This window comes from Luteipulveratus halotolerans (assembly GCF_001247745.1).
GTDB lineage: Bacteria > Actinomycetota > Actinomycetes > Actinomycetales > Dermatophilaceae > Luteipulveratus > Luteipulveratus halotolerans.
Window position 1 is genome coordinate 3,527,831 of the sequence record NZ_LAIR01000002.1, and the last position, 21,064, is coordinate 3,548,894.

At 71.1% G+C, this 21,064-nt stretch carries 23 protein-coding genes; 13 read left to right on the top strand and 10 right to left on the bottom strand.

Going from position 1 to position 21,064, the window contains the following annotated elements; translation table 11 throughout:
* Positions 1-64: 64 nt before the first annotated feature.
* The 4 genes from VV01_RS17720 to VV01_RS17735 are packed head-to-tail and all read right to left on the bottom strand — an operon-like array spanning position 65 to position 3,696.
* The gene (locus tag VV01_RS17720) at positions 65-682 is read right to left on the bottom strand and encodes a class I SAM-dependent methyltransferase (protein WP_050672009.1); all 618 of its coding nucleotides are present in this window, start codon (positions 680-682) and stop codon (positions 65-67) included.
* Positions 666-1,724, bottom strand: coding sequence for a prenyltransferase/squalene oxidase repeat-containing protein (locus VV01_RS17725; protein ID WP_050671050.1), 1,059 nt, complete (start codon positions 1,722-1,724; stop codon positions 666-668). The genes VV01_RS17720 and VV01_RS17725 overlap by 17 nt, the downstream gene beginning before the upstream one ends.
* Positions 1,721-2,452 carry a class I SAM-dependent methyltransferase gene (locus tag VV01_RS17730; RefSeq protein WP_050671051.1) on the bottom strand — a complete coding sequence of 244 codons (732 nt, stop codon included), beginning with the start codon at positions 2,450-2,452 and terminating at the stop codon, positions 1,721-1,723. The genes VV01_RS17725 and VV01_RS17730 overlap by 4 nt, the downstream gene beginning before the upstream one ends.
* Positions 2,449-3,696, bottom strand: a complete 1,248-nt coding sequence (locus tag VV01_RS17735) for a glycosyltransferase family 4 protein (RefSeq protein ID WP_050671052.1) — start codon at positions 3,694-3,696, stop codon at positions 2,449-2,451. The genes VV01_RS17730 and VV01_RS17735 overlap by 4 nt, the downstream gene beginning before the upstream one ends.
* A 163-nt stretch (positions 3,697-3,859) precedes the next feature.
* Between VV01_RS17735 and VV01_RS17740 the strand changes: the two genes are divergently transcribed.
* Positions 3,860-4,336, top strand: coding sequence for an OsmC family protein (locus VV01_RS17740; RefSeq protein WP_050671053.1), 477 nt, complete (start codon positions 3,860-3,862; stop codon positions 4,334-4,336).
* Between the two features lie 128 nt (positions 4,337-4,464).
* On the opposite strand, the gene VV01_RS17745 is transcribed toward VV01_RS17740, so the two are convergent.
* On the bottom strand, positions 4,465-4,878 hold the full coding sequence (locus VV01_RS17745; RefSeq protein WP_050671054.1) for a VOC family protein: 414 nt from the start codon (positions 4,876-4,878) through the stop codon (positions 4,465-4,467).
* A gap of 77 nt (positions 4,879-4,955) precedes the next feature.
* On the opposite strand from VV01_RS17745, the gene VV01_RS17750 reads away from it, so the two are divergent.
* Together VV01_RS17750 and VV01_RS17755 are read left to right on the top strand one after the other, a co-directional pair.
* The gene (locus tag VV01_RS17750; protein WP_050671055.1) at positions 4,956-5,720 is read left to right on the top strand and encodes a TetR/AcrR family transcriptional regulator; all 765 of its coding nucleotides are present in this window, start codon (positions 4,956-4,958) and stop codon (positions 5,718-5,720) included.
* A 313-nt stretch (positions 5,721-6,033) separates the two neighbouring features.
* A complete protein-coding gene (locus VV01_RS17755) occupies positions 6,034-6,906 on the top strand; it encodes a phosphatase PAP2 family protein (RefSeq protein ID WP_157508910.1) in 873 nt (290 codons plus the stop codon).
* Here VV01_RS17755 and VV01_RS17760 read toward each other — a convergent pair.
* Positions 6,805-7,404, bottom strand: a complete 600-nt coding sequence (locus VV01_RS17760; RefSeq protein ID WP_050671057.1) for a LysE/ArgO family amino acid transporter — start codon at positions 7,402-7,404, stop codon at positions 6,805-6,807. The two genes, VV01_RS17755 and VV01_RS17760, sit on opposite strands and share 102 nt — an antisense overlap.
* 339 nt (positions 7,405-7,743) lie before the next feature.
* Here VV01_RS17760 and VV01_RS17765 point away from each other — a divergent pair, with 339 nt between their 5' ends.
* The 7 genes from VV01_RS17765 to VV01_RS17795 all read left to right on the top strand — a co-directional run bounded on the left by VV01_RS17765 (position 7,744) and on the right by VV01_RS17795 (position 14,691).
* The gene (locus tag VV01_RS17765) at positions 7,744-9,564 is read left to right on the top strand and encodes a multicopper oxidase family protein (protein ID WP_082221074.1); all 1,821 of its coding nucleotides are present in this window, start codon (positions 7,744-7,746) and stop codon (positions 9,562-9,564) included.
* A gap of 50 nt (positions 9,565-9,614) precedes the next feature.
* On the top strand, positions 9,615-10,109 hold the full coding sequence (gene ybaK / locus VV01_RS17770; RefSeq protein ID WP_050671058.1) for a Cys-tRNA(Pro) deacylase: 495 nt from the start codon (positions 9,615-9,617) through the stop codon (positions 10,107-10,109).
* A gap of 3 nt (positions 10,110-10,112) precedes the next feature.
* Positions 10,113-11,006, top strand: a complete 894-nt coding sequence (locus VV01_RS17775; protein ID WP_050671059.1) for a LysR family transcriptional regulator ArgP — start codon at positions 10,113-10,115, stop codon at positions 11,004-11,006.
* Positions 11,007-11,242: 236 nt separating this feature from the next.
* Positions 11,243-12,640, top strand: a complete 1,398-nt coding sequence (locus VV01_RS17780; protein WP_071606594.1) for an ABC1 kinase family protein — start codon at positions 11,243-11,245, stop codon at positions 12,638-12,640.
* Positions 12,621-12,950, top strand: a complete 330-nt coding sequence (locus VV01_RS17785) for a hypothetical protein (protein WP_050671061.1) — start codon at positions 12,621-12,623, stop codon at positions 12,948-12,950. The genes VV01_RS17780 and VV01_RS17785 overlap by 20 nt, the downstream gene beginning before the upstream one ends.
* 6 nt (positions 12,951-12,956) lie before the next feature.
* Complete coding sequence (locus VV01_RS17790) at positions 12,957-14,282, top strand: NAD(P)/FAD-dependent oxidoreductase (RefSeq protein WP_050671062.1); 1,326 nt, start codon at positions 12,957-12,959, stop codon at positions 14,280-14,282.
* 82 nt (positions 14,283-14,364) lie between these two features.
* On the top strand, positions 14,365-14,691 hold the full coding sequence (locus tag VV01_RS17795; RefSeq protein ID WP_157508911.1) for a WhiB family transcriptional regulator: 327 nt from the start codon (positions 14,365-14,367) through the stop codon (positions 14,689-14,691).
* Between the two features lie 12 nt (positions 14,692-14,703).
* Here VV01_RS17795 and VV01_RS17800 read toward each other — a convergent pair whose 3' ends face one another.
* From VV01_RS17800 to VV01_RS17810, 3 genes are read right to left on the bottom strand one after another with little or no spacing between them, the layout of a single operon-like run.
* A complete protein-coding gene (locus tag VV01_RS17800; protein WP_050671063.1) occupies positions 14,704-15,132 on the bottom strand; it encodes a MerR family transcriptional regulator in 429 nt (142 codons plus the stop codon).
* A complete protein-coding gene (locus VV01_RS17805; protein ID WP_050671064.1) occupies positions 15,129-16,640 on the bottom strand; it encodes a DHA2 family efflux MFS transporter permease subunit in 1,512 nt (503 codons plus the stop codon). Before VV01_RS17805 ends, VV01_RS17800 begins: the two co-directional genes overlap by 4 nt.
* Positions 16,637-17,212, bottom strand: coding sequence for an NADPH-dependent FMN reductase (locus tag VV01_RS17810; RefSeq protein ID WP_050671065.1), 576 nt, complete (start codon positions 17,210-17,212; stop codon positions 16,637-16,639). The genes VV01_RS17805 and VV01_RS17810 overlap by 4 nt, the downstream gene beginning before the upstream one ends.
* 156 nt (positions 17,213-17,368) lie before the next feature.
* On the opposite strand from VV01_RS17810, the gene VV01_RS17815 reads away from it, so the two are divergent.
* Complete coding sequence (locus VV01_RS17815) at positions 17,369-18,817, top strand: HNH endonuclease signature motif containing protein (RefSeq protein WP_197275096.1); 1,449 nt, start codon at positions 17,369-17,371, stop codon at positions 18,815-18,817.
* Between the two features lie 13 nt (positions 18,818-18,830).
* Here the strand turns inward: VV01_RS17815 and VV01_RS23455 are convergent, their stop codons facing one another.
* Positions 18,831-18,995, bottom strand: coding sequence for a hypothetical protein (locus tag VV01_RS23455; RefSeq protein WP_157508912.1), 165 nt, complete (start codon positions 18,993-18,995; stop codon positions 18,831-18,833).
* On the opposite strand from VV01_RS23455, the gene VV01_RS17820 reads away from it, so the two are divergent.
* Complete coding sequence (locus VV01_RS17820; protein ID WP_050671067.1) at positions 18,994-20,505, top strand: purine-cytosine permease family protein; 1,512 nt, start codon at positions 18,994-18,996, stop codon at positions 20,503-20,505. The two genes, VV01_RS23455 and VV01_RS17820, sit on opposite strands and share 2 nt — an antisense overlap.
* Positions 20,502-21,023, top strand: coding sequence for a cysteine hydrolase family protein (locus tag VV01_RS17825; RefSeq protein WP_050671068.1), 522 nt, complete (start codon positions 20,502-20,504; stop codon positions 21,021-21,023). The genes VV01_RS17820 and VV01_RS17825 overlap by 4 nt, the downstream gene beginning before the upstream one ends.
* Positions 21,024-21,064 lie beyond the last annotated feature (41 nt).

Genomic DNA, 21,064 nt, shown 5'->3' on the forward strand with positions numbered 1-21,064 from the left:
ACGACCCGCCGATCTGCGGGTCGTCTCGCAAAGAGCGGGTCGTTTCGTGAAGAGGTGGGGTGAGTCAGCGGGCGCGCAGGACGCGGAGGCTGCCGTGCACGGCCTCCTCGGTGAACCGGCCGGAGTCCAGCGCTGCCTGCACGACGTGCCAGGGCGCCTGGCCGCCGTCGGCCGGGTCGGGGAACACGTCGTGCACCAGCAGTACGCCGCCCGGCACGACGTGTGGCGCGAACGCGCGGTAGTCGTGCTGGGCGGTCTCCTCGGTGTGGTTGCCGTCGAGGAAGAGCAGCTGCACCGGCGTACACCACCACTGCGCGACCTGAGCGGTCGTCGCGATCACAGCCGAGACCGTGTCGCTCACGTGGTCGTCGAGGGTCTGCCGGAACGTCGGCAGCGTGTCGAGCCGGTCGGTGCGGGCGTCGACCATCGAGGTGTCGTGCCACTCCCAGCCGGGCTGGTTCTCCTCGGAGCCGTGGTGGTGGTCGACGGTGACGACCTGGGCGCCGACCTCGCGCGCGGCGCTGCCGAGCAGAATCGTCGACTTGCCGCAGTAGGTGCCGATCTCCAGCCAGGTGCCGGGCAGCGTCGACCGGGCGACGTCGTACAGAGCGGCGCCCTCGTCGTCGGGCATGAACCCCTTGGTCGCCGCGACCGCGACCTTCACGTCAGCTGGCAGCGCCATCGGCATCCTGCTCCTCGGCCAGGGCGTAGTCGCGGAAGATCCCCGACCCGCCGGTCGTCCCGGTCACGGCATCGACGGCGAGGACGACGGCCGACGCGGTCCAGGTGGTCTGCTCCTCCGGCCAGATCGCCTCGTCAGCGACGACGTAGCCGGTCCAGTAGCCGCCGGTGGTCTCGTCGCGCATGCACTGGATGTCGCTGAGAACCTTGGTGGCAGAAGCGGTTTCGCCGATCGCATCGAGAGACATGACCAGCTCGCACGACTCGGCGGCCGTCACCCACGGGTGGTCGTTGACGCACCGCACGCCGAAGCCGGGCCACACGAACTCGTCCCACCGCTGCTCGATGAGGTCGCGCGCCTCGCAGCCGCGCAGGGCGCCGCCGAGCACCGGGTAGTACCAGTCCATGGAGTAGCGATCGCGGTCGGCGAACGACCGCGGGCTCTCGACCAGGCAGTCCCGCAGCCGCTTGGCCGCTCGCTGCCACCCGGGCTTGGACTCGCCCAGGACACCAGCGATCTCGATCGCGCAGGTGATCGAGTGGAGTGCGCTGGCCGAGCCCGTACGCAGGGCGAAGTCGTCGGCCTTGCGCTGCGGGTCGACCGCCCAGGCGAGCTCACCGCCCGGCCGCTGCTGGCGTACGACGAAGTCGATGGCCCGCTCGACGGTGGGCCAGTACCTGAGCAGCACGTCGGTGGAGCCGGTGACCAGGTGGTGGTGCCACACGCCGGTCGCGATGTAGGCGCACTGGTTGGTGTCGGACGCCGCCTCGGTGACGACGCCGTCGGTCTGCTCCATCGGCCACGAGCCGTCGTCGGCCTGCGTGCGGGCCGACCACTCGTACGCCGCGAGCGCCTCGTCGTGGTGGCCGAGGGCGGACAGCCCCATCGCCGCCTCGACGTGGTCCCAGGGGTCGAGCTTGCCGCCGCGCCACCACGGGATCGAACCGTCCGCCAGCTGTTGGGAGAGGATGAACTTCCCTGTGTCCGCGAGCTGCTGCGCCGACAGAACTCCCTCGAGCGCGAGCGCCGGAGCGAACGTCACGCGGCCTCCGACGCGTCGCCGAGCGGCTTGCGGAGGTAGACGACCACGCTCTTGCCGAGCACCGGGTTGAGCGCCGCCTCGGTCCAGCGGGTCGCGCGCGGCGCCTTCATCAGGTCCCAGACGAGCAGCTTGTGGTACGCCTTCGTCGCGATGTTGTCGTTGTCGACACCGGATGCGCACTTGATCCACCAGTAGGGCGCGTGCAGGGCGTGCGCATGGTGGGTGTCGAGCAGCTCCAGGCCTGCTCGCTGCAGGCGCTCGACCAGCTCGGACGCCTTGTAGATGCGGATGTGGCCGCCCTCGACCTCGTGATATTCGCCGGAGAGCTTCCAGCAGATCTGCTCGGGCCAGTTGCGCGGCACGCTGACGGCGACGAGCCCGCCGGGCTTGGTGACCCGGAAGATCTCGGCCATGACCTGCTCGTCCTCGTGGATGTGCTCGAGGATCTCGGCGGCGATCACCCGGTCGAACGTGTTGTCCTCGAACGGCATCTCGCGGGCGTCACCGTGCAGCACGTCGGCCCGCCCACCCGGACCGATCTCGCCCTCGAGCTCCATGGCGCCGAACATCGTCTTGACGTCGGCCAGGTCGGACTCGTTGGCGTCGAACGCCGTCACGTCGCACCCGCGCCGCAGCGCCTCGAACGAGTGCCGGCCCTGGCCGCAGCCCACGTCGAGCAGGCGCATGCCGGGGGCGAGGGGGAACTTCTCGAAGTCGACGGTGATCATGCGGAGTCCTTCTGACGGTGCTGGTCGACGATCTTCTCGTAGACCGCGGCGGTGGCCCGGGCCACCGAGGCCCAGGAGTACGTCGAGACCGCCCGGTGGCGGCCGATCTCACCCATCCGTGCACAACGGTCGGGATGCGTGAGCAGGTCGGTGAGCGCGGCGGCCAGAGCGTCGGGGTCGCCGGGCGCGACCAGCAGGCCGGGCGCCTCGTCGCCGGAGCCGGCGAGCAGCTCGGGCAGGGCGCCGACCCGCGAGGCGACCAGGGCGGTGCCGCACGCCATGGCCTCGACCGTCGGCAGCGAGAAGCCTTCGTACAGCGACGGCACGACGTGCACCTGGGCCGACGCCATCAGGTCGGCGAGATCGGGTGTCGACAGGCCCTGCTCGAACCGCACGCGATCGGTGAGACCGGCGTCGGCGATCGCCTTGAGGGTCTTGTCGCCCGGGTTGCCGACCACGACCAGCTCGCTCCAGGCCGAGCGCTCGACCTTCGTGAGCGCCGCGACCAGCACCGACAGCCCCTTGAGCGGCACGTCGGCGGAGACGATGGCGACCAGACGGCCGGGCACGCGGTCGGCGTACGGGCGCGGTGTGAACGTGTCCACGTCCACACCGACGGGTACGACGTCGAGCCGCTCACGGCGTACGCCGAAGTCGGTGACGATGTCGTGCGCCGACTGCTCGGACACGGTCAGCAGGTGCTCGCAGCGCAGGGCCACGCGCCGCTGCATCGACACGAAGCCGTACCAGCGACGCTTGGTGATGCGGTCCCATCCGTGGGCGGCCTCGAGCTCGAGGCGACGGTCCTGGCTGATCGGGTGATGGATCGTCGTCAGCACCGGCATGCCGCGGCGGGCGAGCTGCAGCACGCCCGGGCCGAGCGTCTGGTTGTCGTGGAGGATGTCGTACGCGCTGAGCTGGTCGCGCAGGTGCCGCGCCAGCCGCATCGAGAACGTGCGCGGCTCGGGGAAGCCGCTCGTGCACATCGTGAGGAACTCCAGCACGTCGATGCCGTCACGGAACTCGCGCGGGCTTGGACGGCGGAACGGGTCCTCGGGGCGGTAGAGGTCCAGGCTCGGGATCTTGGTCAGGCCCACGCCCTCGTCGAGCTCGGGGTAGGGCTGGCCCGAGAACACGTCGACCTCGTGGCCGAGTCGGACGAGCTCACGCGAGAGGTTGCGGACGTAGATGCCCTGGCCCCCGGAGTGCGGCTTGGAGCGGTACGACGACAACGCGATGCGCACGAAAGGGACCCCTCCTGGTCGGGTGCTCGGGCGGCCGTCGGGCCGCTCGTCGGGCGGGCGCTGCCTCGTCGCGGCGCAGGTGACTCGTCGGTAACTTTAACCGACCTCACACCGACAGCCGGATCTGCGACCGCGTCGGTCGCCGTGACCTAGGTTGTCGCGCATGAGCGATGCCGACCACTCGTACGCGACCCGGCTGGCCTGGAGAGGTTCGACGGGACTCGGGTACGACGCGTACGAGCGGGCCCACGACGTCACCGCCGCACCCGCGGAGCAGACGCTGCGACTGGCGTCCGACCCGGCGTTCCTGGGCGACCCGGCCCTGCTCAACCCCGAGCAGCTCGTCGTGGCTGCGGCCTCGTCGTGCCAGCTGCTGAGCTTCCTCGCCGTCGCGGCACGGGCTCGGCTGGACGTCGTGGACTACGTCGACGACGCGACGGCGTCGATGAGCGAGGCGCACCGACCGATGCGGCTCGACGAGATCGTGCTGCGACCGGTGATCACGCTCAGCGACACCGCGCGGGCGCGGCCGGCTGACACGCGGCTGGAGCACCTGGTCGAGGTCGCGCACCGCGAGTGCTTCATCGCCAACAGCCTGTCGACGCCGGTGACGGTCGAGCCGACGTTCACCTGGAGCTGAGCCCACCGGCAGAAGGTGGCGGCGTGCACATCCATGCGTGTGCTGCTCGCCACCTTTTGCCGGTGGGTCGCTGGACGACATGAGGAAGCGTGAGCACCAGCTCACGCTTCCTCATGTCGAGGGCGCGATCAACCGGTCACGCCGGCGTACTGCGGATCGGTCGGCTCGACCCACTGGACGAGCTGGAAGATCACGCCGCTCGGGTCGGCCATCTGGAAGTAGCGCTCACCCCAGGGCTCGGTCTCGATCGGTGTGACGACCTCGACGCCTTCGTCCTGGAGTCGGGCGTACTGGGCGTCGATGTCGTCGACCGTGAAGACGACGAGCAGCCCGTCAGCGCGCCCGGCTGCGGACGCCGGCTTGAACGTCGGCAGCCCGGTCTGCAGGTAGATGAGGTTGAACCCGGGCGCCTCGGGGTGAGCGAGCGAGCTGAACCCGTCGGCGGCCATGGCCTCGGTGAACCCGAGGTGGTCCTTCGCCCAGGCCGCGGACGCGGCGACGTCGGGGACGTTGAGCGAGATGGCGGTGGCGGTGATGTGCATGGCGGCTCCTGTCGGATGCTTACGTCGTACCTTGTACATAGTACGAGGTACAACGTACGGCTGGCAGAATCATTCCCGTGACCGACAAGAGCACCGGAGCGGGCGAGCCGAGCCGCACCCTGGCCCTGCTGTGGGGCGATGAGTCCGTGACCCGGCGACGCAAAGGGCCGGGTCGCTCGGCCACCGTCGCGCAGGTCGTCGACGCAGCGCTCGCCCTCGCCGACGAGCAGGGCCTCGCAGCGGTCACGATGCGCGCAGTGGCCGAACGGGTGGGCGTGAGCGCGATGTCGGTCTACACCTACGTGCCCGGCAAGGCCGAGCTGCTCGACCTGATGGTCGACGCGCTCTACCTGCAGATGCCCAGGCCGTCGTGGCGCACCAGGTCGTGGCGCCGCCGCCTCACCGACGTCGCCGAGGCCAACCGTGCGCTGCTGACCGAGCACCCGTGGATGACCGAGGTCGCGGCCCTCAGCCGGCCGCCGCTCGGTCCGGGCGTCATGGCCAAGTACGAGCACGAGCTGGCTGCGCTGGACGACGCCGGCCTCGACGACGTGACGACCCACGCGGCCCTCACCTATCTGCTGGGTTTCGTTCATACGCAAGCACGTTCGGCCCACGACGCCGCCCGTTCGATCTCCGACAGCGGCCTGACCGACGCCGACTGGTGGGCCGCCAACGAACCGCTCCTCGCCCGCGTCCTCGACCCCGACGCCTACCCCCGCGCCGTCCGCATCGGCACCGCGTCGGGCGAGGCGTACGGCAGCGCCTGGGACGCCGACGTGGCCTGGGAGTTCGGGCTCGAACGCACCCTCGACGGCCTGGCCGCGCTCATCGACGACTGATCCGACCACGACGGCAGCGCTTCGGCCCGATCGATGACCCCAGCGCGTCGCTCGCGGAGGGGGCTTGACGGATGAGGTGTACTCGACCGTGGGCCTGTCGATCATCGACGGGCCCGCACGGCGCACGGTCGCGGAGGGATCCCGCCCCCCAGCTCTCCGCGGCCGTGCGTCCCTCACGCCCTACTGAGGGACTCATACCCCGGTAGGGGCCTCCCGCTCGGATCTCATCCCTTGTCGGGATGCCCGTTGCCTCTCGGCTCCCTAGCGTTCAATCATCAGCCACAGGGGTCTCGGGGAAGCACGGGTGATGCAGATGACGACGCTGGGGTCGCCACCGACGTACGACACGACACAGGCTCGCCGCTTCGTGCAGCGCGCCGTCCACCGCACCTTCGCCCGGCCGGGCTGGCTGCCCGAGCTGGTGCTGCTGGCCCTCGGCTACGCCGCCTTCTCACTGGTCCAGGCGCGGCTCGGCTCGGCGCCGGGCGCGGCGTACACCCATGCCGACGCGCTCCAACGGTTCGAGAGCGCCCTCCGCCTGGACATCGAGGTCGGCGTCAACCAGTGGCTCGCCGACCACCTGTTCCTCACCCATCTGGCCGGGTGGTTCTACGGCGCGGTCCTGGTCGTACCACCGCTCGTGCTGGCCTGGATGTGGTGGCGGGCCGGCGAGCACTACCGGCCGCTGCGCCGCGTCCTCGTCGTGACGACCGTCGCGAGCCTGCCGGTCTTCGCGCTGTACGCCGTCGCGCCGCCGCGCTTCGCGATGCACGGCATCGTCGACGTGATCGCCACCCACGACATCCTGAACGGCGCGACCTCGCGCGACTCGGGCAACGGCGCCAACCTGTACGCCGCCATGCCGAGCCTGCACATGGCGTGGGCGACCTGGTGCGCGCTGGCGATCTGGTGGTGCGTACGCCGGTCGCACCGGCGGCTGGCCCACCTCGCCTGGATCTTCCCGGCAGTGACCGCGGTGGACGTCGTCGCGACGGGCAACCACTACGTCGTCGACGTGCTCGCCGGCGTCGGGCTGCTGCTGGTCGGACTGGTCGTGACGACCGTCTGGACGCTGTCGACCGGCTCAGCTCGTGAGCAGGCGCAGGGCGAGCGCGATCATCACGACACCGATCACGACGTCGAGCGCACGCCAGGTGCTGGGCTGCGCGGCGAGGTGGGAGACTGAGCGGGCGCCGTACCCCAGCCCGGTGAACCACAGCACGCTGCCGAGCACCGCACCGACCGCGAACCACCAGCGGCCCGGGTCGCCGTGCTGGTTGGCGATCGAGCCGAGCATGAGGACGGTGTCGAGGTAGACGTGCGGGTTGAGCCACGTCAGGGCGAGCGTGGTGGCGGCGACGACGCGCCACGAGCGACCGTCACGGTCGGCGGGCCTGAGTGACTGCGCCGTGCGCGCTCGCCACAGCGACATCAGGCCGAAGCCCACGAGGTACGCCGCGCCCACCCACTTCAGCGCCGTCAACGCCGTCTCGTGCTCCCGCACCACGGCCCCGACGCCCGCGACACCTGCGGTGATCAGCACGGCGTCGGACAGCGCGCAGATCGCGACGACCAGCCCGATGTGATGGCGCTGCAGCCCTTGCCGCAGCACGAACGCGTTCTGGGCGCCGATCGCGATGATGAGGCCGAGTCCGGTGAGCAGGCCGGGGAGCAGAGCAGTCACGAGCAGCGACGTTAGGACGCCGCAGCCCTGAAGCAAAGCAACGAATTCTTCAGATGATGAAGTGTGACTTCATCATGACCGGGCTCCTGACCTCCCGAGCATGTCGCGAACAGCGTTGGCAGATCACGATTTCGACACCACGCCATCGGGCAGGACAGGAGCGGGAGCACCGTCTGCTGATACATGCTCGACCCCCTTGAACTCACCGTGCTCGACGACTAGACAGGACGGCGGCCATCGAGGCCGACAGGGGGACGCAGAGGGCGTGGACCGACCACGCAGCAGCCTGGGGAGGCGCTGACCTCTGCCCCGCTCGTCCATCGAGAGGGAGACACACACATGAGCACGATGACCCCGGCCGTCGAGCGCACCTCGCACGCGCCGACGTACGGCCTGACGAAGTTCCTGGACCCACTCCGGATCCCGCCGGTGGTCCGCCCGCGTGACGGTGAGCTGACCGTCACGACCCGCCGCACTCGCGTACGCCTGCACTCCGAGCTCTCGTCGACGACGGTCTGGGGGTACGACGGCCGCATGCCCGGCCCGACCATCGAGGTGCGCCGCGACGAGCCGGTCCGGATCCGGTGGCGCAACGGCACCGAGGGCCGGATCCCGCTCACCGCGGTGCAGCAGCCGAGCGCGGCATTGCCGGCCACGTCACCCGGCTACCGCAACCCGGACGGCACGCTGCAGGACGGCGTCGACGTGCTCGACGAGGTCGGTGCACTGCCCGCGTGGAACGTCGTGCACCTGCACGGTGCTCGCACGAGCGGCGGCAACGACGGCTGGGCGCACAACGCGGTCCTGCACGGTGCGTCGCAGCTCGCGGAGTACCCGAACGGCCAGGAGGCGACGGCGCTCTGGTACCACGACCACGCGATGGCGATCACCCGCTTCAACGTGCACGCCGGTCTCGCCGGGATGTACCTCATCCGCGACGAGGACGAGGACCGGCTGCGGCTGCCGCACGGCGAGCACGAGATCCCGCTCGTCCTGCGCGACTGCAACCTCGACACCGACCCGCAGACCGGCGAGCTCACGGGCGACCTGCTGTGGAAGGTGCCGGTGCTGCCGAACGGTGCGGTCCTCCCGTTCACCGGGCCGTTCAACCTGGTCAACGGCGTCATCTGGCCGCACCTGGACGTCGAGCCGCGCTGGTACCGCTTCCGCGTGCTCAACACTGCGGGAGCCCGCCCGTACCGGCTCGACCTGGTCGACGACGACGGCATCACGCAGCAGGACGCCGTACGGATCATCGGCACCGACGGCGGTCTGCTGCCCCGGCCGGTGCGCATGCCCGAGGACGGGCTGACGCTGCACCCGTCCGAGCGGGCCGACATCCTCATCGACTTCGGCGCCCTGCGCGGCCGGAACGTGCGCCTCACCGACCTCAACGCTGCCGGTGGACCGACCGAGCCCGACCTGATGGAGTTCCGGGTCGGGGACCGGCCGGTCAAGGACCGGTTCGAGCTGCCGTCGCGGCTGTCGTCGTCGTACTTCCGGCTCGAGCACGGCACCACGCTGCCCGAGCACGACCACGTGTTCGTCGGGCTCGTGCCGCCCGGCAGCGCCGGCGAGGCGCACCCGCAGATGTGGGAGCTCGCCGAGGTGACGGACCCGGCCCAGCTGCCACCGTCGTTCCCCGCGGAGGGCTGGGTGCAGCTCACCGACCCGTCGAGCGACGCGGTGCGCACGTTCCGCACGGTGGCCCGCGTCTTCGACGACACGACCACGTTCTTCCTCGACCACGGACGCTGGGTGATCTGGAACCTCGTGCACCTGGGCGGACCCACGCACCCCGTGCACATCCACCTGGCCGAGTTCCAGCTGCTCACCCGGCAGCAGTACGCACTCACCGCGCCCGGGGGCGCCGCGGTCGGGTTCGACGTCGCGGCAGGGGGTACGACCGCTCCGCTGCCCGCGCCCGGGCCGGGTCGTGCGATCGAGGACTACGAGATCGGCTGGAAGGACACCTTCCAGCTGCGGGCTGGTGAGTGGGCCACGGTCGTGGGCCAGATGGTCGGTGGCACCGGTGACTTCATGTACCACTGCCACATCCTCGACCACGAGGACGAAGGCATGATGCGGCCGTTCGTCGTCCACCCGCCCGAGGTGGCGCAGTTCCACACGCACCCCGGCAGTGGCGGCCACGACCACTGAGCCGCGCACTCGTACGGCGTGCCGTGGCCGCGGCGGTTATCGTCGCGGCCATGGCGCGCACCAAGAAGCAGCAAGCGGGCGGCACCCCCGCAACGGTCGCGCTCGACCGGGCCGGCATCGCGTACGACGTCCGCACCTACGCGCACGACCCGGCTGCGGCGTCGTACGGCCTGGAGGCGGCCGAGGCACTCGACGTCGAGCCCGGCCGGGTGCTCAAGACACTGCTCGTGCGGGTCGACGGCACGCTCGCGGTGGGTGTCGTCCCGGTCGACCGGCAGCTCGACCTCAAGGCGATCGCAGCCGCACTGGGCGCCAAGCGCGCCGAGATGGCCGACCCCAAGGACGCCGAGCGGTCGACCGGATATGTCGTCGGCGGCATCAGCCCGATCGGCCAGCGCAAGTCGTTGCCGACGTTCCTCGACCAGTCGGCGACCGCGTACGCCACGGTGCTCGTCTCCGGCGGACGTCGCGGAATGGACATCGAGCTCGCCCCGGCCGACCTGGCTTCGGTGACGCAGGCCACGTTCGCGGCCATCGGGCGCTGAGTCATGCACTCCCCCAACGGTTTTCGCGGTGAGCATCTCGACGCCCTGCTCGCGGCGATCGACCACGGCACGTTCGACGCGGGAGCGCGTGCCCTGTCGATCACACCGTCTGCGATGAGCCAGCGCATCCGCGCCCTGGAGGCCCAGGTCGGGCAAGTGGTCGTGCGACGTACGACACCGTGCGAGGCCACCGACGCCGGCGAGGTGCTCGTCCGGCTCGCCCGGCAGCGCCGCCTCCTCGACGCCGACGTCCGCCGCGAGCTGCACGCCGACGACCCCGGGCGGGTGGAGCTCTCGCTCGCGATCAACGCCGACTCGCTGGCCACGTGGTTCACCACCGTGCTCGACACCTGCGGCGACTGGGACGACGTCACGCTCCGCCTGCACGTCGAGGACCAGGACCACTCGGCGGCGCTGCTCCGATCAGGGGCCGTGCTCGGCGCGGTGACCTCGGATCACGTTGCGGTGCAAGGCTGTTCGATCGAACCACTCGGCGTGATGCGCTACCTCCCCGCGGCGGCGCCGGAGTTCCTCGCCCGCCACCGGCGCGGCCGTCGGGTCGACTGGACCACGATGCCGGTGGTGCGGTTCAACGCCAAGGACGACCTCCAGCGGCGCGTGCTCGAACGCCGCGGCCTCACCGACGACCCGCCCACCCACCTCGTACCGTCGTCGCAAGGGTTCCTCGCCGCCGTGCACGCCGGGCTCGGCTGGGGAGCGGTGCCCGAGCAGCAGGCCGGTGACGACTTCGAGACCGGCCGGCTCGTACGCCTCGGCTCGCGTGACCACGTCGACGTCCCGTTGTACTGGCAGCGGTGGCGGCTGCGTTCGACCCGTCTGGACGAGATCTCCGACGTCGTACGCCGAGCAGCGGCCTCGACGCTGCGGCGACCCTGATCGCACGCTGCGTCACACCGAGCGCTGCTGCTCACGCTTCCTCACATCGAACGCAGCACCACCCACCGCACGCTGCGTCACACCGAGCGCTCCTGCTCACGCTTCCTCACATCGAACGTGGCATCCGTGATCACCCACCCGAGGGAGCCCTCCGGGCGGTGAACGCTCCTGTGAGGGATGGCGAGGGCTCGCGCACTTCCTAGCGTCGCGGCAACGACACCCCCGAAGGAGTGACGATGCCGACACCCAGGACGCGAAGGTCCCGCACCGGACGCACCGCCCAGCTCGCCGGAGTCGCAGGCGGCCAGGCGACCCGTCAGCTGAGCACGCGCACCGCCAACGTGTTCCGCTCCGATGAGGCCGCCGCCGCGGCGCTCGAGGCCCGCAGCATCGAGATGGCCGACCGCCTGCTCACCGTGCTCGGCACGATGAAGGGAGCGGCGCTCAAGTTCGGGCAGATGCTCGCCATGGTCGACGGCGGGCTGGTCCCGGAGTCCCACCGCGAGCAGTTCCAGAGCCGGCTCGCCGCCCTGCACGCCAACGCGCCGACCGTGCCGTGGGACCGGATGCGACGCCAGATCGAGTCCGAGCTCGGGGAGCGGCTGGCGAGTGCGTACAAGGACTTCGACGAGACGCCGGTCGCCGCGGCGTCGATCGGCCAGGTCTACCGGGCGGTGCTGCGCGACGGCCGCGAGGTCGCCGTCAAGGTGCAGTACCCCGGCATCGACACCGCAGTGCGGGGCGACCTGAAGAACCTCGCGCTGTTCCTCAAGGTCGCCGGTCGCACCATGCGCTCACCGCTGGACGCGACCGCGCTGGCCGCCGAGGTCGAGGCGCGCATCGTGGACGAGCTCGACTACGTGCTGGAGGCCGACCACACGCGGGCGATGTCACGCGTGTTTCGCGGACACCCGTTCATCCGGGTGCCCGCAGTCGTGTCGGACCTGAGCACCACTCGCGTGCTCACCACCACCTGGCTCGACGGCGTCCCGCTGCGCAGCGTCGCCGACGCCGACCCGGACACGCGGCGTCGGACCGCCGAGATCCTCTACCGGTTCTACGGGCTCACGCCGCACCGCAACGGCATCTACAACGCCGACCCGCACCCCGGCAACTGCCTGGTCATGGCCGACGGCACGCTGGCGTTCCTCGACTTCGGCCTCCTCGGTCGGCTGTCGCTGCACGACTCGGCCGCCGAACGCGCGACGCTCCGGGCGGTCATCGAGGGTGACGCCGAAGCCCTGGCGCGACTGTCGTACGAACGCGGTTTCCTGTCCGACCCGAGCGCGGTCGACGCCGACGACCTGCTGTCGATGATGCGCTCGGTGTGCTGGTGGTTCTGCGAGGACCGCGAGGTCGAGATCTCGTCCGCAGCTGTCAACGAGCTGCCCGCGCAGATGGCGACTCCGCGCGCGAGTCTCGCTCTGGCACAACAGTTCTCGATGCCGTCGACGTACGCCTTCCGGGCGCGCGCCGAAGGCCAAATCCCTGGGCTCCTCAGCACATTGCGTCCCACGATCAACCTGCATCGGGTCGCCCGCGAGTGGGTGTACGACGAGCCGCCGGTCACTGGGCTCGGCCGGGTCGAGCGCGCCTGGGCGATGGAGGCGGGCCATGCTGCTCCGGCATCCTGACCGGCTGCTCGCCGGCGTCCGCGAGGTCCTCGAACCGGTGCTCATGCCGCTCGCCGACGAGCCCGTCGTACAACGCCTGCTGCGCGAGGTGTCCGCCGGGCGCGACCGGTTCATCCGCGCCCAGGAGGGCGTCCTCGGGGCGCTCAACCTGCCCACCGCCACCGACGTGGCACGCCTCGAACGCCGGATGCGCGCGCCCGCCGACGCCCTGGACCGGCTCGACGAGCAGCTCGAACGCGTCGAGGCGAGGCTGCGCCGCATCGAGGGCGCCGTGACCCACGAACCCACCACGTCCACCGCACAGGAGTGAGCAGTCATGACACAGCGAGTTCCGCACGTCCTCGTCGTCGGAGGCGGTTACGTCGGGTTGTACACCGCGTACGGCCTGCGCCGCGCCGCCCGCAAGGGCCGGGTCCGCGTGACCGTGGTCGACCCCCGGTCGGCCATGACCTACCAGCCGTTCCTGTCCGAAGCGGCGGCCGGCTCGATCGAGCCCCGACACGTCGTCGTCCCCTTGCGCACGGTCCTGTCCGGCTGCGACGTGATCACCGGTCGCGTCACCGGGCTGGACCACGGCCGACGGACCGCGACGATCACGCCCACCGAGGGTGCGGCGTACGACGTCGGGTACGACCACGTCGTCCTCGCGCTCGGGTCGGTTTCACGCACGCTCCCGATCCCGGGGCTCGCCGAGAACGCCATCGGGTTCCACCAGGTCGAGGAGGCGATCGCGCTGGGCAACCAGGTGATCGACCGGCTGGATGTCGCTGCGTCGCAACGAGATTCAACCCTGCGGACGGCCGCACTGACGTTCGTGGTCGTGGGCGCCGGGTATGCGGGCGTCGAGGCGTTCGCCGAGCTGGAGGACATGGCCCGCGACGCGACCCGCCACTACCCCACGATCGAGCCGAGCGATCTGCGCTGGGTCCTCGTCGAGGCGTCCGACCGCATCCTGCCCGAGGTCAGCGACAGCCTCGGCCGGTACGCGCTCGCCCAGCTGGAGCGGCGCGCCCTCGAGGTGCGGCTCGACACCCGCCTCGTGTCGTGCGTCGACGGCCACGTCGTGCTGACCGACGGCACCGAGCTGGACGCCGACACGATCGTCTGGACGGCCGGCGTACGGGCTCACCCCGACCTCGTCGGCACCGGCCTGCAGCTGGACACGCTGGGCCGCGTCGTGTGCGAGCCGACCCTCGCGGTCGCCGGGTGCCGGCACGCCTGGGCTGCCGGCGACAACGCCGCCGTACCCGACCTGACCGGCGAGGACGGCGCGCTGTGCAGCCCGAGCGCCCAGCACGCCGTGCGGCAGGCGAAGGTCCTCGCGCGCAACATCCTGCGCGCGATCGACGCCGAGCCGCTGCAGTCGTACCGGCACCGGCACGTCGGCTCCGTCGCGAGCCTGGGCCTGCACCGCGGGGTCGCCGAGCTGTACGGCGTCCGCGTCAAGGGATGGCCGGCGTGGCTGCTGCACCGGAGCTATCACATGTCGCGGATCCCGACGTTCAACCGCAAGCTGCGCGTGGTCCTCGACTGGACCATGGCGATGTTCTTCCGCCGCGAGGTCTCGTCGCTGGGCAGCCTCCAGCGGCCGGCAGAGGAGTTCCGGCGAGCTGCATCGTCGACGGCGCCCCGCGCCTCGTGACCGATGTAGGGCGGATGTAGGCCACATGTAGGGCGGGTCATTAGCGTCGCCGAACGACGAACAGCTACGGGGGAAGCAGGAGATGCGGAACGACAACCGCTGCACCACCACGAGACGGGCCACACGCCTCGTACACCTGATCAACGAGACGTTGCTGGCCCACGACGACGGCGACACGCTGCCGTGCCGGACGCACGACCCGGCGATCTGGTTCGCGGAGAGCCCGGTCCAGGTCGAGCGCGCCAAGACACTGTGCCGCGTCTGCCCGTTCCAGGCCCAGTGCCTCGCGGACGCGCAGGAACGTCAGGAGCCCTGGGGCGTCTGGGGAGGCGAGTTCCTCGTCGACGGGGAGATCCTCGTCAAGAAGCGCGCCCGCGGTCGACCGCGCAAGAAGCTGGACGCGGCGTAGCGCTCTGGTCGATCAGGTCGTGCGCGCCGGGCCCATCCGGTACGGGGTCGGCTCGACCTGGTCGTCGACCGGCACCTCGCACAGCCGGTCCTGGGTGACGATGTCGGCCATCGCCCGGCGCAGCACGCGCACCCGACGCTCACCCTCGGCCAGGATCGCGTCGTACATCGCCCGCCAGTGCTCGTCCGTCGCGCTCCCGTCCTCGGGCAGCACCGTCAGCAGATCGCGAATGTCGTTGACAGTCATGCCTACTCGCTGCGCGACGCGTGCGACACGAATGCGGCAGGGTGCGGTGCGGTCGAAGCGGCGCTGGTTGCCGCTCGTCCGTTCGCTCACCAGCAGACCGTGCTTCTCGTAGAACCGCACGGCCGAGACCGCGACGCCGGCCTGGCGTGCGACGTCGCTGACCGTGAGGGTGCGCTCGAGCATCTGGGTGGTCATCGGTCCTCCTGCGGCTGGGACTTCGGCGGTCGGGACGCCCGAGGCATGAGCGTGAGCGCCAGGACGAGTGCGGTGCCGATCAGCAGGACGACCGCGAGCTGGGTGAGGCGTTGTGCGTCGACGAGGTCAGGGGCGACGTCGGCACGCGCCGGTCCGGACAGGCGCGCCGCGCCTTCGAGTCCGTCGTCGAGCAGGGGTGCCCGCCAGGCGACAGCGGCGGCCAGCAGGGCGGTGACCGCCGCCGTCCCGAACGCCGACGCCAGCTGTTGGGCCAGGCCCATCACCGACGAGCCCGACGCCAGGTCGGCACCGTCGAGGTCGCGTGTGGCGGCCGTCATCGCGGGCAGGATGACCGCACCGGCGCCGAGCCCGATCACGGCGGAGGCGGCCATCAGCACGACGTACGACGTGTCGGGCCGCAGCACGACGGCGAGCGTCACGGCTCCGGCCAGCGAGACGGTGAGCCCGGCGGCGACGATCCGCCAGGGCTCGACCCGGTCGACCAGTCTGGTCGCCACCTGCATCATCAGCCCGGTCGCCAGCGCGACCGGGATGCTCATGCTTCCCGCGGTGAGCGCGGAGTCGCCGCGCATCACCTGGACGTAGGTCGGCAGCAGCAGCATCGACCCGAAGTACGCCGCCCCGAAGAGCACGAGCACGACCACGCTGCTGGCCATGCTGCGCCGCCACAGCAGGGCGACGCGCAGCAGCGGTGCGGACGTCGTGCGCGCGTGGCGGACGAACCCGAGCATCAGCCCGAGCCCCGCGGCGATCAGCGCGAGTCGGAGCGCTGCCGGCAACGCGGCCTCGCCCAGGCCGAGCACCGTGATGACCGACGCGGGCAGGAGCAGCGCGAGACCACGGACGTCGACCGGCTCGCGGGTGCCGGCTCCGTCGGGAGGCGCGAGCCGGCGTACGAGCACGGCGGCCAGCAGGGCGGGCGGCACGGTGATGAAGAAGATCGCGCGCCACGACCAGGTGTCGATGAGCCAGCCGGACAGCACGGGGCCGGTCAGCGGTCCGAGGAGCACGGGTAGCCCAAGGAGGCTCGCGACCTTGCCCCGCTGCGCGGCCGGCACGCCGCGCATCAGCAGCATCATCGCGACCGGGTTGACCAGGCCGCCGCCGAGGCCCTGGACGACGCGCGCGGCGATCAGGGTGACGGGCCCGGAGGCCAGTCCGGCGAGCACCGAGCCGAGCGCGAAGACGAGCATCGCCGCGACATACGTCCGGCGCGGGCCGTAGCGCGTGCTCAGCCGTGCCGCCAGCGGGAGCGTCGTGACGAGCGCCAGGATGTACGCCGTCGTCGTCCACTGCATCGTCGCGAGCGACGCGTCGAGCTCGCGCATCAGCACCGGCACCGCGACGACCGTGATCGTCGTGTCGAGGACGATGCACAAACCGCCGACGGCGAGGGCGAGACCGCGCCGGGTTCGGCCGGTGGCGGCGTCGTCGTACGCCGTCGGTTGCGTGGGCGGGCGCGCGGAGGCTCGTGCGTCGATGGTCATGCCGGCACCAGGTCCGCAGCGTCGCGCCCGCGGGCCACCCGCAGGGCCGTGGCCCACCAGTGCAGCTCGGCGACCGTTGCCTCAAGGGCACCGACGACCTGCTCAGGAGGCTCGAAACCGTTGTCCCCCAGGTGATTCCACGGTGCGCTGAGCGTGACGACGTTGCGGGTCGTCACGGCCGACAGCTCGGGGAAGATCAGCCGCAGCTGCTCGATCGCGCGGATCCCGCCCGACCCGGCGCCGTACGCCACGAACGTCACCGGCTTGCGAGTCCACTCCGTGTAGTGCCAGTCGATCGCGTTCTTCAGAGCGGCCGGGAAGCTGTGGTTGTACTCGGGCGTGAGGACGACGAACCCGTCGGCGGCGTTCATCCGGTCGGCGATCGGACTGTCGCCGGAGCCCGGACGGAGCTCGGCCTCAGGCAGTCGCACGGTCGCCAGATCGATCACGTCGAGGTCGATCCAGGTGTGCTGAGCGAGCTGTGCGCGCAGCCAGGCGACGATCGGGTCGGCCATCCGCGAGGTCCGAACACTGCCGACCAGCAGCACGATGCGCATCTTCGAGGTGTCCATGACGGGGACGCTAGAAGTTGAACAAAGGTTGAGGTCAAGCGTGGGTTCGAGCAGTCCCGCGCGCCCCCTTTCCCCGCGACTGAGCCCTGGTGACGTCGGCCCTGTGGATGATCGAGACGGGCTGTCGGTGTTCGAATGTATGTTCGACTCATGGCCATGCAGCCGCTCGTTCCACAGGTCGAGGAGCTCTCGACCGTCGCCGGGCTGCGCGCTGCCGCCGCCGTGGTCGCCGACGCGGTGGATGCCGAGCTGTGGCGGCTGTCGGGTGCCGAGGTCGAGGAGCTGATCGGTCTGGCGGCCGCGACGCGCAGCGCGCTCGACCGGCTCGACGCCGTTGCGGTGCGTGAGGGTCTGGAGCGCGGCCTGCACCGCGAGCAGGGCTTCGGCGCCGTCGACTGGGTGCGCTCGTGTCAGCGTCGGACCGGCGCACCCGTGGGCGATGTCGCGCACGCTGCCCGTGTGGTGCGCGTGGTGCAGTGCGCTTCCCGGGTCGGCGGTCGGGCCGTGTGGTCGGCGTTCCGGCTCGGCACGTTGCCACTCGGCAAGGCCGACCAGATCGGCCGGTTCGAGCGCGAGGTCACGCCGGTGGTGGCTGCCGACACGGTCCTCGAGACGGTCGACCATCTCGTCGACGCCGCCTCCGACACCGCAGACACCACCGGCCTCACCGAGCGCGAGCTGCGCACGGCGATCCGCTACGCCGGCGAGCTGATGAAGCCCGAGCGCGACCTCGACCGCGAGCACGAGGCCCTGGCGCGTGGCCGGTCGTTGACGTCGGGGCCCGGGCCGGGCGGGCTGTGCGCCTATCGCCTGCTCCTCGACCCTGCGGGTGCCGCCGTCGTCGACGCTGCCGTCGCCGGACTTTCTGCGCCGGTGACGGGCCCGGACCGTGAGCCCGACCTGCGGCCGGCAGCTCAGCGCCGCGCTGACGCGTTGGTCGAGATCGTGCGACGCGGTGTGTCCTCCCCGGGTGAGCAGCCGACCACCGCCAAGGCCCAGGTGATCGTCACCATGACGCTCGACCAGCTGCTCGCCGACCTGGCCACCCATCACGGAGCCCGGGCTCGCACCGACACGCCTGCACCCGGTGCTGCAGCGGAGTCCGGTCCTGCATTCGGCGCTGGGGTTGAAGTTGCATTCGACGCTGCGTTCGGGACGTCGTTCGGCGCGGGGGCTCCCACTACCTTCGGCTCTGCGTTCGGCGCGGGGGTGGGCGCTGCGCTCGGGGCCGGCGCAGGTGTCACCGCCACCGGCCAGGTGCTCTCGGGCGGCGAGGTACGCCGGATGGCCTGCGACGCCGGCATCGTGCCGATGGTCCTGGGCAGCAGAGGCGAGGTGCTCGACGTCGGCCGCGAGCAGCGGCTGTTCACGCTCGGCCAACGGCGTGCGCTGTGGCGCCGTGACGGAGGCTGCACCTACCCCGGGTGCACGATCCCACCGCAGTGGTGCGATGCCCACCACGTGATCTGGTGGTCACGCGGCGGCACGACCGACGTCTCCAACGCAGCACTGCTGTGCGGGCGCCACCACACCCTCGTGCACCGCCGCGACCTGACCGCGACGGTGACCGCCACCGGTGTCGTCTGGCACACCGGGCTCGCATGACGACCCTGCCCTCTCAGCCCTCCGGCGACGGCGGGCTGCGGAGCATGCGCGCGAGGGCACTCCCGACGTACAAGCGCCGCTGGTCCGAGCCGACGTCGCGTCGTACGAGGTCACGGACCCGACGTACGAACGCCGGTGCCGAGACCCGCGGTGCGTTCGGCGCTACGTTGTGGTCCATGGCGACCCCTCTGTCAGCTGAGCCTGCGCCCCCGGCCGCCACCGGCGCCGCAGCATCGGTCGAGGCCAACGGCCTCAACGTCATCCACGAGTCGGAGCGGCACGGCACGCCGCGCTCGTTGTTCTGGCCGTGGTTCGCGGCCAACATCTCGGTGCTCGCAATCCCCTACGGCGCCTACGTGCTCGGCTTCGGCCTGTCGTTCGGGCGGGCGCTGCTCGCGATGGTGCTCGGCACGGTGCTGTCGTTCCTGCTGTGCGGGTTCGTCTCGCTCGCGGGCAAGCGCGGCTCCGCGCCGACGATGGTGCTGTCGCGAGCATCGTTCGGTGTCAACGGCAACCGCGTGCCGGCGTTCCTGTCGTGGCTGCTGCTCGTCGGCTGGGAGACCGTGCTCGTCGTGCTCGCCACGCTCGCGAGCGCCACCGTGTTCGACCGGCTCGGCTGGGGCGGCGGCAACGAGACCAAGGTCGTCGCGTTGATCCTGGTCGCCGGAATCACGGTGGTGGCAGGCGTTTTCGGCTTCCAGATCATCATGAAGGTGCAGACCTGGATCACGATGGCGACCGCCGTGCTGACCGTCGTCTACATCGCGTTGTCGTGGGACGAGATCAGCTGGGACGCGGTCACCGCGCACAGCAGCGGCGGGCTGCCCGAGGTCATCGGCGCCACCGTCATGCTCGTCACCGCGCTCGGCCTCGGCTGGACCAACGCCGCCGCCGACTACTCCCGCTACCTGCCCCGGTCGGCGTCCTCGCGCGGTGTCGTCTTCTGGCCGACGTTCGGCGCCTCGCTGGGCCCGCTCGTGCTGATCTTCTTCGGCATCCTGCTCACCGGGTCGAGCGAGAAGATGTCGACGGCGGTCCAGTCCGACCCGATCGGCGCGCTCACGACGATCCTGCCGACGTGGTTCCTGGTGCCGTTCGCGCTCGTCGCGATCCTCGGTCTCATCGGCGGCACCGTGCTCGACATCTACTCCTCCGGCCTGTCGTTGCTGAGCATGGGCCTGCGCGTGCCGCGCTACGTCGCCGCCCTCATCGACGGTGTCGTGATGACGCTCGGCGCGATCGCGGTCGTGTTCTTCGCCGACGACTTCATCGGCCCGTTTCAGGGCTTCCTCATCACCGGCGGCGTGCCGCTCGCGGCGTGGTGCGGCATCTTCCTCGCCGACATGGTGCTGCGCCGCCGCGACTACCACGACGAGGACCTGTACGACGCTCGCGGCCGCTACGGCTCGGTGCGCTGGTCGGCGCTGGGTCTGCTCGCCCTCGGCACCGCCGTCGGCTGGGGTCTGGTCGTCAACACCACCGGCACCGGCTGGCTGGAGTGGCAGGGCTACCTGCTCGACGCGTTCAACCTCGGCGGCAAGGAAGGCACCTGGGCGTTCGCCGGCCTCGGTGTGCTGGTGTCGCTGCTGATCGGCTTCGTCGGCACCTGGCTGCTGACCCGCGGTGAGGTCGCCCGCCAGGAGGCCCTCGACGACGTGGCGCACGACGAGCCGGTGGCGGCGTCGTGAGCGCCGCCTCCGACGTTCTGCTCGTCATCGACGCCCAGAACGTGTTCGCCGACCCCGAGAGCGACTGGGGCTCACCGATGTTCGCGGATGCGCGACCGCGGATCGCGAGCCGCGTGGCGGCGTACGACGACCGTGTCGTGTTCACCCGGTTCATCGCGCCCGAGACGCCCGAGGGCGCGTGGGTGAAGTACTACGAGGACTGGCCGTTCGCGCTCACCTCCCCCGACGCGAGGCAGTACCGCATGATCGACGAGTACGCCGACCGCCCGACCGTCGACGAGACGACGTTCGGCAAGTGGGGGCCGCAGCTGGAGCGGGCGCTCGGTGACGCGCGGTCGGTCGAGCTCGTCGGCGTCGCGACCGACTGCTGCGTCATCTCGACCGCCCTCGCGATGTCGGACGTGGGCTACGCGCTCACGGTCCGGGCCGAGGCATGCGCCGGCTCGACGCCCGACAACCACACCAAGGCCCTCGACGTGATGGCGCTCTACAGCCCCCTCATCACCGTCGAGCGCTGACGGCAACGCCGCGTCCCGCGCAGGTGACGGTCCGGCATCAC